Annotated in this window: 14 protein-coding genes; 3 read left to right on the top strand and 11 right to left on the bottom strand. The window is 69.2% G+C overall.

Annotated features, from left to right (window positions below):
* Positions 1 to 98: 98 nt before the first annotated feature.
* Complete coding sequence (mazG, locus tag HUW10_RS15105) at positions 99 to 881, top strand: nucleoside triphosphate pyrophosphohydrolase (protein WP_174504241.1); 783 nt, start codon at positions 99 to 101, stop codon at positions 879 to 881.
* Here mazG and HUW10_RS15100 read toward each other — a convergent pair.
* The 7 genes from HUW10_RS15100 to cysE form a co-directional block, all read right to left on the bottom strand.
* The gene (locus tag HUW10_RS15100) at positions 878 to 1,711 is read right to left on the bottom strand and encodes an inositol monophosphatase family protein (protein ID WP_174504240.1); all 834 of its coding nucleotides are present in this window, start codon (positions 1,709 to 1,711) and stop codon (positions 878 to 880) included. The genes mazG and HUW10_RS15100 overlap by 4 nt on opposite strands.
* Positions 1,712 to 1,759: 48 nt before the next feature.
* Complete coding sequence (gene hflX, locus HUW10_RS15095) at positions 1,760 to 3,070, bottom strand: GTPase HflX (protein ID WP_174504239.1); 1,311 nt, start codon at positions 3,068 to 3,070, stop codon at positions 1,760 to 1,762.
* A gap of 6 nt (positions 3,071 to 3,076) precedes the next feature.
* Positions 3,077 to 3,388, bottom strand: coding sequence for an RNA chaperone Hfq (gene hfq, locus HUW10_RS15090; RefSeq protein WP_174504238.1), 312 nt, complete (start codon positions 3,386 to 3,388; stop codon positions 3,077 to 3,079).
* Positions 3,389 to 3,612: 224 nt separating this feature from the next.
* On the bottom strand, positions 3,613 to 4,650 hold the full coding sequence (gene mnmA, locus HUW10_RS15085) for a tRNA 2-thiouridine(34) synthase MnmA (protein ID WP_174504237.1): 1,038 nt from the start codon (positions 4,648 to 4,650) through the stop codon (positions 3,613 to 3,615).
* Positions 4,651 to 4,654: 4 nt separating this feature from the next.
* Positions 4,655 to 4,987 (bottom strand): ferredoxin family 2Fe-2S iron-sulfur cluster binding protein, encoded by a 333-nt coding sequence (locus HUW10_RS15080; RefSeq protein WP_174504236.1) that lies wholly within the window; start codon positions 4,985 to 4,987, stop codon positions 4,655 to 4,657.
* Between the two features lie 74 nt (positions 4,988 to 5,061).
* Complete coding sequence (locus HUW10_RS15075) at positions 5,062 to 6,216, bottom strand: cysteine desulfurase family protein (RefSeq protein WP_174504235.1); 1,155 nt, start codon at positions 6,214 to 6,216, stop codon at positions 5,062 to 5,064.
* On the bottom strand, positions 6,191 to 7,030 hold the full coding sequence (gene cysE / locus HUW10_RS15070) for a serine O-acetyltransferase (protein WP_174504234.1): 840 nt from the start codon (positions 7,028 to 7,030) through the stop codon (positions 6,191 to 6,193). The genes HUW10_RS15075 and cysE overlap by 26 nt, the downstream gene beginning before the upstream one ends.
* A 514-nt stretch (positions 7,031 to 7,544) precedes the next feature.
* On the opposite strand from cysE, the gene HUW10_RS15065 reads away from it, so the two are divergent.
* Positions 7,545 to 8,210 (top strand): alpha/beta hydrolase, encoded by a 666-nt coding sequence (locus tag HUW10_RS15065; RefSeq protein ID WP_174504233.1) that lies wholly within the window; start codon positions 7,545 to 7,547, stop codon positions 8,208 to 8,210.
* Positions 8,211 to 8,264: 54 nt separating this feature from the next.
* Here HUW10_RS15065 and HUW10_RS15060 read toward each other — a convergent pair whose 3' ends face one another.
* Together HUW10_RS15060 and HUW10_RS15055 are read right to left on the bottom strand one after the other, a co-directional pair.
* Entirely contained in the window at positions 8,265 to 9,107 is an 843-nt protein-coding gene (locus HUW10_RS15060) for a DeoR/GlpR family DNA-binding transcription regulator (RefSeq protein ID WP_174504232.1), read from the bottom strand.
* A gap of 351 nt (positions 9,108 to 9,458) precedes the next feature.
* Entirely contained in the window at positions 9,459 to 9,905 is a 447-nt protein-coding gene (locus HUW10_RS15055) for a MucR family transcriptional regulator (RefSeq protein WP_174504909.1), read from the bottom strand.
* Positions 9,906 to 10,063: 158 nt separating this feature from the next.
* Between HUW10_RS15055 and HUW10_RS15050 the strand changes: the two genes are divergently transcribed.
* Positions 10,064 to 10,327, top strand: coding sequence for a sulfurtransferase TusA family protein (locus HUW10_RS15050; RefSeq protein ID WP_174504908.1), 264 nt, complete (start codon positions 10,064 to 10,066; stop codon positions 10,325 to 10,327).
* Here HUW10_RS15050 and HUW10_RS18375 read toward each other — a convergent pair.
* Complete coding sequence (locus HUW10_RS18375; protein ID WP_236656425.1) at positions 10,308 to 10,889, bottom strand: GNAT family N-acetyltransferase; 582 nt, start codon at positions 10,887 to 10,889, stop codon at positions 10,308 to 10,310. The two genes, HUW10_RS15050 and HUW10_RS18375, sit on opposite strands and share 20 nt — an antisense overlap.
* Positions 10,886 to 11,587, bottom strand: a complete 702-nt coding sequence (gene tsaB / locus HUW10_RS15040) for a tRNA (adenosine(37)-N6)-threonylcarbamoyltransferase complex dimerization subunit type 1 TsaB (protein ID WP_174504231.1) — start codon at positions 11,585 to 11,587, stop codon at positions 10,886 to 10,888. The genes HUW10_RS18375 and tsaB overlap by 4 nt, the downstream gene beginning before the upstream one ends.
* Position 11,588: the final 1 nt, after the last annotated feature.

The raw sequence follows: 11,588 nt of genomic DNA, 5'->3' as shown, positions 1-11,588 counted from the left end.
GTTGTTCTCCTCGGGCGATAGATTACTCTGGTGCGCGCTGGCCATTCATCAAGCCGCCGTGACCCCGGCGGGATCACCCATCACAGCTTCGGGATCGCATGACCGACAGACCGATCGACCGCCTCCTCGCCGTCATGGCCGCACTTCGGCATCCGCAGACCGGATGCCCGTGGGATCGCGAGCAGGATTTCGCCACCATCGCTCCCTATACGGTCGAAGAGGCCTATGAGGTTGCAGACGCGATCGGAAAAGGCGATCCGGCGGCGCTGCGCGACGAGCTGGGGGATCTGCTGTTCCAGGTCGTGTATCACGCGCGGATGGCGGAGGAGCGCGGCTGGTTCGGCTTCGACGAGGTCGCCGCCGGGATTGCCGCGAAGATGATCCGCCGGCATCCGCATGTGTTCGGCGATGCCGCGGCGCGGGACCAGGCGGCGCAGACACAGGCCTGGGAGGCGGACAAGGCGCGCGAGCGGGCGGCGCGGGCGGAGAGCGGCGTGCTGGATGGCATCGCCACCACGCTGCCGGCGCTGATGCGGGCGCGCAAGCTCGCGGCGCGGGCGGCACGGGTGGGTTTCGACTGGCCGGATGCGGAGTCGGTTCTCGACAAGCTCGACGAGGAGACGGCGGAGCTGCGCGCCGAGCTGGCGGGGGCGGACCCGGCGCGGATCGAGGATGAGCTGGGCGACATGTTCTTCGTGATGGTCAATCTCGCCCGCAAGCTCGGCTGCGATGGCGAGCAGGCGCTGGCGCGGGCGAATGCGAAGTTCGAGCGCCGGTTCCGCGCGGTGGAGGCGAGGCTCGCCGCCGCCGGGACCACGCCGGAAGCGGCCGGGCTCGCCGAGATGGAAGCGCTCTGGCAGGCGGTGAAGCTGGAAAGCTAGCCGTAGAGCGCGTCGCGCAGGCGGTGCCAGGTGTCGCGGTCGGCGGCGGCGATGAGGCCGCCATCGATGTCGGCGGGGCGCCAGGCCTCGCCATCCGGGCGGCGGACATGGCCGCCGGCCTCCTCGACGATCAGCGTGCCGGCGGCATGGTCCCACGGCAGGGTGCGGCGGGAGACCGTGGCGTGCATGTGGCCCGACGCCATGGCGCGGTAGGTGGCGGCGGCGCAGCGCAGGTTGGGCGTCTGCCCGATTGCGTCGAGACGGGCGAGCACGCGGGATTTTTCGTCCGCCGCCATGTATTGCCAGGAGACCGAGGCGATCATCTGCGCGAGCGGCGCCGGGGCGGCGACGCGCAAAGGCAGGAATTCGGCACGCTCCGCCGCGCCGCGGAGCAGGAAGGCGCCGGCGCCGCGCGTGGCGAGCATGGTATCGTCCCGCAGCGGGTCGTGGATCAGGCCGGCGATGGTCTGGTTGCCCTCGACCAGGGCGATCATCAGGCCGAACAGCGGCAGGCCGGCGGCGTAGTTCTGGGTGCCGTCGATCGGGTCGATCACGAAGACCGGGGCGGGGCCGGCGACCGCGCCGAGCAGGGCGGGATCGGCGGCGACCGATTCCTCGCCGATCACCGCGACATCGGGGAAGAGGGCGCGCAGGCCTTCGGTCAGCGCGCGCTCGGCCGCCTCGTCGGCCACGGTCACGGGGTCGAGCGGGCCGGATTTGGTGCGCAGATCGGCCGGGCCGATATGGCCGAAGCGCGGCATCACGATGCTGCCGGCGACCTCGCGCAGCAGCGCCGCGATGGCGGAAAGGTCGGATCTGTCAGGCATCATGGGCGGGATTCCGTGGCGATGGATGGGGTGCCGGATCGGGGCGATGGATCAGGAGGTCGGGGCGTGCAGCGCGGCCTCGTGGTCGCGCTCGAAGCGGGCGCGGTCTTCGGGGCGGAGCCGGACCTCGATGGCGATGGCGTCCTCGCCATCCATGCGGGAGAGCACCTCGCCGTGGCGGTAGAGCCAGGCGAGGGCAGCGCCGTCGGCATGGGCGAGCCAGTAGGTCGCGACCTGCATGGCGCCGGCGAGCCGGGCATCGATCGCGGCGCGCAGGGTTTCGAGATTTTCGCCGGAAAGCGCCGAGACGGCGATGGCGGCGGGGCCCGGCAGGTCCGAAATCGCGGGATCGAGCAGGTCGATCTTGTTCATCACCTCGATGCAGCGGGAGGACCAGCCCTCGTCGATCATGCCGGAACGGGCCATGCCGTCGAGCACCGAGATCACGTCGGCGCGCTGGGCGGCGCTGTCGGGGTGGGCGCAGTCGCGGACATGGAGGATGATGTCGGCGGCGGCGACCTCTTCGAGCGTGGCGCGGAAGGCGGCGACGAGTTCGGTCGGCAGGTCGGAGATGAAGCCCACCGTGTCCGACAGGATGGCGTGGCGGCCGGAGGGCAGGACGATGAGGCGCATCGTCGGGTCGAGGGTGGCGAAGAGCTGGTCCTGCGCGTGGACGGTGGCGCCGGTGAGCGCGTTGAACAGCGTCGATTTGCCGGCATTGGTGTAGCCGACCAGGGCGACGACGGGATAGGGCACGCGGTTGCGCGCGGCGCGGTGCAGGGCGCGGGTGCGGCGGACCTCGTCGAGCTCGCGGCGGAGGCGGGCGATACGGTCGGTGATCAGGCGGCGGTCCGCCTCGATCTGGGTTTCGCCGGGGCCGCCGAGGAAGCCGAAGCCGCCGCGCTGGCGCTCCAGATGGGTCCAGGAGCGGACGAGGCGGGAGCGCTGGTAGGCGAGATGCGCGAGCTCGACCTGCAGCACGCCCTCGGCGGTGCGGGCGCGCTCGCCGAAAATGTCGAGGATCAGGCCGGTGCGGTCGATGACCTTGCATTTCCAGGCGCGTTCGAGATTGCGCTGCTGCACCGGGCTGAGCGTGGAATCGACCACCGCGACGCCGATTTCGGCCTCGGCGATGGAATCGGCGATGCGCTGCACCTGGCCCTCGCCGAACAGGGTGGCGGGGCGGTGGGCGCGGAGCTGGACGATTTCCTCATGGGCGATGACGAGGCCGATCGAGGCGGCGAGGCCGATGGCTTCGGCGAGGCGGGCCTCGGCCTCGCGCGGGCCGTTGCGCCGCCCGCCATGCTCCCAGGGCAGCAGGATGGCGGCGCGGGTGGGGGCGGCCTTTGTCGGTATGGTCAATCCGGCCTACTCGGCATCGCGATCGGCATCGCCGGCACGGCCGAGGGAGAGAGTCGCCCCGCTGCCGCCGGCCGCGCCTTCGGCCTTGGTCGCATCGAAGAGCTGGATCGGCGCGCCGGGCATCACGGTCGAGATCGCGTGCTTGTAGACGAGCTGGGTATGACCGTCGCGACGGAGGAGGACCGAGAAATTGTCGAACCAGGTGATGACGCCCTGCAGCTTCACGCCGTTCACCAGGAACACGGTGACCGGGGTCTTGCTCTTGCGAACGTGATTGAGGAACACATCCTGCACGTTCTGCGATTTTTCGTTGGCCACGTGTGGAATCCTTTTTTTCTTGCCGTGCATGGCTTGTGCCATGGCGTGGTTGCATCGACCCGCGGCAGGGAGATCCGGCACGCGGGAGCGGCTCCGGCCGGCCGGACTTCAGGCTGACGGGGGGCGCCAGTCTGGATATAGACCGCCACGGCGGCGAAACCAATCAGACTTGTCGGCGAGGTGCGAAAAAAACCCGGCTTGCGGCGGCGGTGTCGATCACCGGATCACAGGATGAAGCCGCCGCCGAGGACGCGGGTGTCGCGATACACCACGCAGGCCTGGCCGGGGGCGGCGAGAGCGGGGATGTCGAGGGTGACGAGGTTGCGGGCGATGTCGATCTCGGCGGGGTGCGGCGTCTCGCCGGCGCGGAGCTTGACGCTGGCGCGGAACGGGGCAGCGGGCGGGTCGATCAGCCAGTTCGGCTCGGCGATCCGCACCTCGCGGCCGCCGGCGCCGCGGGGGCCGACGACGATGCGGCGGCGGGCGGCGTCGATCCTGGTGACGACATGGCCGGAGGCGGCGCCCAGTCGCTTGGCCTGGCCCACCGTGTAGCGGGCGATGCCCTGGTGATGGTCGAGCACGGCGCCGTCCTCGGTGACGATCTCGCCGGGGGCGGTGGCATCGGGGCGGAGCTTCGCGACGATGTCGGCATAGGTGCCGGAGGGGACGAAGCAGATGTCCTGGCTGTCCGGCTTTTCGGCGACGGGCAGGTGCATCCGCGCGGCCTCGGCGCGGACGGCGTCCTTGTCCGGCATGGTGCCGAGGGGGAAGCGGGCGAAGGCGAGCTGGTCGCGCGTGGTGGCGAACAGGAACCAGGACTGGTCGCGCCGCGCATCGACCGCGCGATGCAGCTCGGCGCCCTCGGCGCCCTCCTCGCGGCGGACATAATGGCCGGTGGCCAGCGCCTCGGCGCCGAGATCGCGGGCGAGGCCGAGCAGGTCGCCGAACTTGAGGTGCTGGTTGCAGCGCACGCAGGGGACCGGGGTGCGGCCATCGGCATAGGCATCGGCGAAATCGCCGATCACCGCAGCGCGGAAGGCGGCCTCGGCATCGATCACGTAATGGGCGATGCCGAGACGGTCGGCGACGTTGCGGGCGTCGTGGATGTCCTGCCCGGCGCAGCACGCGCCCTTGCGGCCGGTGGCGGCGCCGTGATCGTAGAGCTGGAGGGTGACGCCGATCACCTCGTGCCCGGCCTCGTGCATCAGCCCGGCGACGACCGAACTGTCCACCCCGCCGGACATGGCGACGACGACGCGCATGGTCTCAGCCGTCCTGCGCGTTCCGCACGCCGGCGGGCAGCTTCACGACGAGCCCGTCCAGCACCGGGGACATCACGATCTGGCAGCCGAGGCGGGAGGTCTTTTCAAGGCCGAAGGCGAGGTCGAGCATGTCTTCCTCGTCTTCCGAGGCGGCGGCGAGCTTCGCGAACCAGTCGGGCTCGACGATGACATGGCAGGTCGAGCAGGCGAGCGAGCCCTCGCAGGCGCCTTCGATGTCGATCCCGTGCTTGTGGGCGATTTCGAGCACCGACAGGCCGGACGGGGCGTCCACCGTCCGGCGCGTGCCGTCGCGCTCGATGAAAGTCATGTTCGGCATGTGCGACCCCTGAATCCGTTGCGTTATCCGTTGCGTAGTCGGTTGCGGTGCGAGGGCGCGCGTCCGGGCGCCGTTCACGCAGCCGAGGTAGAGACATGCGCGGATTTGCGCAAGGCGCGGTCGGCAAGACGCCGATATGCGGCGAGGAATCGGGCGGGCGCGTCGTCCGGCGCGTTCCAGGGCAGCGAGACGCGGATGGCGTTGGACGCGAGATCGCCCAGCCCCATCGCGGCCAGGACGTGGCTGCGCGCGACCTTGCCCGAGGAGCAGGCCGCGCCGGCGGAGACGCGGATGCCGGCGAGATCGAGCGCGATGACCTGGGTTTCGGCGGCAAGGCCGGGCAGGATCAGGCAGGTCGTGTTCGCCAGCCGGGGCGCGCCGGCGCCGGCGATGCGCGCGCCGCAATCGCGCGCGCCGGCCTCGATCGCATCGCGCAGGGCGGCGAGGCGCGGGGTCGAGCCGGCGGTGGCATGGACGGCATCGAGGGCGGCGGCGAAGCCGGCGATGCCGGGCAGGTTGTGGGTGCCGCCGCGGCGGCCCTGTTCCTGGCCGCCGCCGCGGATCAGCGGGACGAGGCGGGCGGCGGCGTCGGGGGCGAGCAGCAGCGCCCCCGCCCCTTTCGGGCCGCCGAGCTTGTGCGCGGAGATGGCGACGCTGGAGGCACCCTGGGCGAGATAATCGGGATCGGCAACGCGGCCGGCGGCCTGCACGGCATCGACATGCAGCATCGTGCCGGACGCAGCGCAGAGGGCGGCGATGGCGGCGATGTCGTTCAGCACGCCGGTTTCGTTGTTCGCCGCCATGACGCAGGCAAGGGTCGGGCGGCATTCGGCCAGCAGGGCGGCGAAGGCGGCAAGGTCGAGCTGTCCCGCGTCATCGACCGGGGCGATGCGGGCATTGGGGGCGGCGGCGCGCACGGCGTCGTGCTCGGTGGCGCCGATGACGATGGCGCCGCCGGCGGCGAGGCCGTGGATCGCCATCGCGTTCGCCTCGGTCGCGCCGGCGCAGAAGACGAGGTTTTCCGGCCGGGCGCCGAGCCGGGCGGCCAGGGTGGCGCGGGCGGATTCGAGATATTTGCGCGCCGCCCTGCCCTCGGCATGGACCGAGGCGGGATTGCCGTCGAGATCGAGGGCGGCGAGGATTGCCGCGCGGGCTTCGGGGCGGAGCGGCTCGGTCGCGTTGGCGTCGAGATAGAGGCCCGGGTCAGCCGCGGGCGATGGGCGCGTCATGGCTGGGCTCGCGCAGCGCGGCATGATCGGGTGTGTGCGCTTCGGCGTGATCGGGTGTTCGCGACTCCGCGTGATCGGGTGTGCGCGATTCCGCGTGATCGGGTTTGCGCGATTCCGCGCGGTCTGGTGTGCGCGATTCCGCGCGGTCTGGTGTGCGCGATTCCGCGCGGGCGACACGGGCTTCGAGATCGGTCAGTTCGGCGCGCAGACGCTCCATCTCGCCCAGCAGCGGGTCGAGGCAGGGGTCGCAGGGCGTGCCATAGGGGTCGAACCGGGGTTTGGACGGGCGGATCGAGGTGCCGCGCTCGACCGGGCGGGCGGGAATGCCGACCACGGTGGTATTCGCCGGCACATCGGCCACCACCACGGCATTGGCGCCGACGCGGGCGTTCTCGCCGATCAGGATGTTGCCCAGCACCTTGGCGCCGGCACCGATGATGACGTTGTTGGCAAGCGTCGGGTGGCGCTTGCCGCGCTCGCTCGACGTGCCGCCGAGCGTGACCTGGTGGTAGAGATAGACATCGTCGCCCAGCACCGCGGTTTCGCCGATGACCACGCCCATGCCGTGATCGATCATGCAGCGGCGGCCGATCGTTGCACCGGGATGGATCTCGATGCCGGTCGCCACCCGGGCGAGATGCGAGAGGAAGCGGCCGGCGAGTCGCAGCCGGTGCCGCCAGAGCCAGTTCGCGACCCGGTGCAGCAGGACGGCGTGCAGGCCCGGATAGCACAGCAAAACCTCGAGATCCGACCGGGCGGCCGGATCGCGCTGGCGGTAGGCCCGGATGGTTTCACGCAAAAACATTGAGCTCATGCGACATTTCCGTGGAAAATCTGGATGCCATCCGTTATCTCTGTGCCTCTCCGGCGATATTGGCGCCGGATGGACGAAATGAAAGCTCTAAAAGCTCTAGCAGGCCCTGGGATACGAATTTTCGGGCGGGAGACGAAGTTTTGGCGGACGCCTTCCCCGGCAGGCATGGCAACGGCGCGACGCGGCGTGCTGCGGAAGGGCGGAGACACAGGGCTCCGCACGCTGGACCGGCGGCTTTCGGGCCGGCGACCAGAACAATGCCAGAGGCCATGCTGGGGGCCATGATTGCGGATGATCGCGCTCGTCATGACGGGGAGAGTAGGTATGCATACCGGACCGGTCAATCATGCGTGGAGGCAACCTATATATAAGTTTCGAAGCCGTTTCCCCGGCTCCGGCGGCACCTGAGGGTGCGAGGGCGGCTTCGGGCCGCCGGCGGGGAAATATTCCTGCACCCGGCGACGATCGAAGGCCGGGTGATGTGACGATCGATTGGGAAAGACCAGACAATACCATGCCTGAAGTTATGTTTGCCGGGCCGGATGGCCGTCTCGAAGGGCGTTATCACCATGCCAAGGACCGGGGGGCGCCGCTCGCGCTGGTGCTGCACCCGCATCCGCTGCATGGCGGAACCATGAACAACCGCATCACCTACACGATGTACCAGGTGTTCCAGCGGCTTGGCTTCTCGGTCATGCGGTTCAATTTCCGCGGCGTCGGGCGCAGCCAGGGCAGCTATGACGGCGGGATGGGCGAGATCAACGACGCGGCCGCGGCGCTCGACTGGATGCAGGCGCTGAACCCCGGGCATGCCGGGCTGTGGATTTCGGGCTATTCGTTCGGCGCCTTCGTCGGCATGCAGTTGCTGATGCGCCGGCCGGAGGTTTCGGGCTGGATCAGCGTTGCCCCGCCGGCAGCGCATTACGATTTCGGCTTCCTTGCCCCCTGCCCTTGCGGCGGGCTGATGATCCATGGCGATGCCGACGAGCTGGTGCCGGAGAATTCGGTGCGCAAGCTGGTCGACAAGCTCAACACGCAGAAGGGTGTCGCCGTCGATTACCGCGTGCTGGCCGGCGCCGACCACGTGTTCGCCAACCATGCCGAGGCGATCGGCGAGGCGGTGGAGACCTATGTCAGCGGCGCGATCGCGCGCAAGCACATGGCGCTGGCCGCCGACTGAGCGCCAACCCGATATCGCGACAGAGCGCCCGGCCCGGCAACGGACCGGGCGTTTTCATGTCGGCGATCCGGACGGCGATCCGGGCGGCGATCCGGGCGGCGATCCGGACGGAGGCTGGGGGGCCGGGTCGGCGACGTGCAGTTCGATGCCGAGCGTGCCGATCAGGGCGGCGATCGGCGGCGGCGGCGGCAGGTCGGTATAGAGGGCGGAGACCTGGGCGAGCGTGCCGATCCGCACCATCGCCGGGCGGCCGAACTTGGAATGATCGGTGACGAGGACGACGCGGCGGGCGTTGCGGATGATCGCCTGCGAACAGATCACCTCATCCATGTCGAAATCGTAGAGCGCGCCATCGGCGTCGATGCCGGAGACGCCGATGATGCCGATATCGACGCGGAAACGGTCGAACATGTCGCGGGTGGCCTGGCCGGTGATGCCGCCATCGCGGTTGCGGACCATGCCGCCGGCGACGATGACGCGGAAATCGGTGCTTTCGCTCATGATCCGCGCGACGTTGAGATTGTTCGTGATCACCGAGAGATCATGATGGCCGAGCAGGGCGCGGGCGACCTGTTCGGTGGTCGAGCCGATATTGATGAAGAGCGAGGCGTGTTCGGGAATGTCCGCCGCCACCATGTCGGCGATGCGGAGCTTGGCTTCGAGATGGACCACGCGGCGGCGGTTGTATTCCATGTTCTCGATGCTCGATGGCAGGCCGGCGCCGCCACGGTAGCGGCTGAGCTTGCCATCGGCGGCGAGCGCGTTGAGGTCGCGGCGGATGGTCTGCACCGTGACGTCGAAATGGCGGGCCAGCGCCTCGATCGTCTGAAAGCCATTCTGCTCGACCAGGGCGACGATTTCCGCCCGCCGGCTGATGGATGCGGCATGATCCAACACGCGATGTTCCTTTTCCGGGTGCGAAACAAAAAGACGGCGGCGTTTCGCTTGCGAAGATTGTAGGATGAGGGTGCGCGAAAAGGCAATCGGGCCAGGCGGCCAGATCGCGGGCAGATGGCGGGCAAGAAAAAGCCCGACGGGGAGACCCTGCCGGGCATTCGGCCGAAACCTTTGAGACGTGCTCTAAATTATCGATAAACCGAGCATCTTTACCCGGTCAGATGTTTCCATCTGACCGGATGATGCTGTAGAGCACTTTCCGATCCTGATGGATCGGATGTAGTGCTCTACCACGTTGATAATCAGAGCATCTTTATCCGGGCAGATGATATCATCTGACCGGATGATGCTCTATTCGCCCTTCTTGGCGCGCCCGGAGCCGGAGGGGGTGGCGCCGGCGGTCTTGGTGCCGAGGCCGATCTTCTTGGCGAGGGTGGAGCGCTGCTTGGCATAGGCGGGGGCGACCATCGGATAGTCGCTCGCCAATCCCCACCGCTCGCGATACTGCTCGGGCGTCAGATTGTAGGCCGATTTCAGATGACGGCGAAGCATCTTGAGTTTTTTTCCATCCTCAAGACAGACGATGTAATCGTTGAAGACGGATTTCTTCGGATTGACTGCCGGCTCGAGCGGCGGCGGCGGCTCTTCTACAGGCTGATCCGTGCCGCTGAGGCTCGTGTAGACATCCCGGATGAGCGTGGGCAGCATTTCGGCCGAAACCGAATTGTGCGATACATGCGCTGACACAATCTGCGCGGTGAGTTGTAGGAGTTGTTGTGTGTCATGGCTATCCGGCATCACTGGTCCTTCTTCGACACTACTTGATCATTTACCTGAAAACTGATCTGGAGCATTTTGATGTGAATTGCAAGAATTTACGTTTGAAATTCGTCCGAAAGGCGGATGTAATTCATCTCATCGATGTTCCATTTTTTGAAATTGGTTAGAAAATGGTAATCCAGGATACGAAAGTCATGGAACTCCCTGCCCATAACCGGGCCATCGACATTACTGCGGAAACCTGTCCGATGACTTACGTGCGGACACGGCTGGCGCTCGATTCGATGGCGGCGGGAGAGATTTTGCTGGTGCGGCTGCGCGGCGCCGAGCCGCGGGCGAACGTGCCGCGCGCCGCCGCCGACCAGGGGCACGACCTGCTCGACATGTTCGACCTGCCGGATGGCAGCGCCGTGGTGGTGATCAGGAAAGCGGACGCGTGAACAGCAGCGCGTCGCGCCCCGGACCGTAATAATCGCGCCGGCGCCCGGCGGGGCGGAAGAGGCAGGCGCGATAGAGGCGGATGGCGGCATCGTTGTCCGCCGCGACCTCGAGAAACACCGTCTCGGCCCCCCTGCCCCGCGCTTCCGCCAGGGCGGCGCCCAGCAGGGCGCGGGCGATGCCGCGCCGGCGGGCGGTGGCGGCGACGCCGATGGTCAGGATCTCGGCCTCGCCGGCAACCGCACGGGCGAGGACGAGCCCGCCTGCGGGGGCGATGAAGCCGAATGTCGTCGGGTTCTCGAACAGGGTGGCGATGGCGGCTTCCGACCAGGGATCGTCCTGGAAGGCGGCGGCGTGGATCGCGGCGAGGGCGGCGGCGTGCGCGGCCGTGGCCGGCGCGGGTTGGTCTGGCGCCCCTGCGGGCGCGGGCCAGTCTTGCGCCCCTGCGGGCGCGGGCCAGTCTTGCGCCCCTGCGGGCGCGGGCCAGTCTTGCGCCCCTGCGGGCGCGGGTTGGTCTGGCGCCGCTGCGGGCGCGGAATTATCGCCGTTGCCCGCGCCGGTCACGGGGCCGGGTTGGTGGGGGTGGTGTCGTGCCCCTGCGGGGGCGGGCGCAGGCCGCCGGCGGGCAGGCGCGCCTCGGGCGGATCGACATAGAGCGGGGCGGCGGGGCGCGGCGCGTGCCCTGCGGCGAGGCGCTGGCGCAGGGCGGCGGCGATGCCGGCGATGGTGCAGGTCTCGATCCCGGTGGGCACGGCATCGTGGCCGGCTTCGGCGAGGCGGGATGCGATATCCGCCGCACGGTCGCCGGCAAGGGCGATCGGGCCCGCGGGGGTGGGCAGGTCGGTCTCGTCGAAGGCGCTCGCTTCGCCGTCCCGTTCAAGGAAGAGGCGGCCGCGCCGGGCCGTGGTGACGACCCAGAGCTTGCGGCCGGGATCGGGCAGCAGCGCCGCCATCGCCTCGCCCACGGTGACGCCATAGACCGGGATGCCGGCGGCGAGGCCGATACCGTGCGCGAGGGCGAGGGATGCGCGCAGGCCGGTGAAGCTGCCGGGGCCGATGGTGACGGCAATGCCGTCGAGCGAAGCGGCGGCCAGCCCCGCCTCGTCGAGACAGGACGCCGCCCAGACCGGCAGCAGGTCGGCAAGACCGGTCTCGGGCGCGCCCTCGCGCGCGGCGCGGAGGCGATCACCCTCGATCACCCCCGCGCGGGCGGATTTCAGCGCGGCATCCAGCACCAGAAGCCGCGCGGCGGGCGGCGTCATC

Origin of the sequence: Acidiphilium sp. C61 (assembly GCF_905116885.1) — a bacterium.
In the GTDB taxonomy this organism is placed as follows: domain Bacteria; phylum Pseudomonadota; class Alphaproteobacteria; order Acetobacterales; family Acetobacteraceae; genus Acidiphilium.
This window is presented reverse-complemented; position numbering and strand designations above follow the sequence as displayed.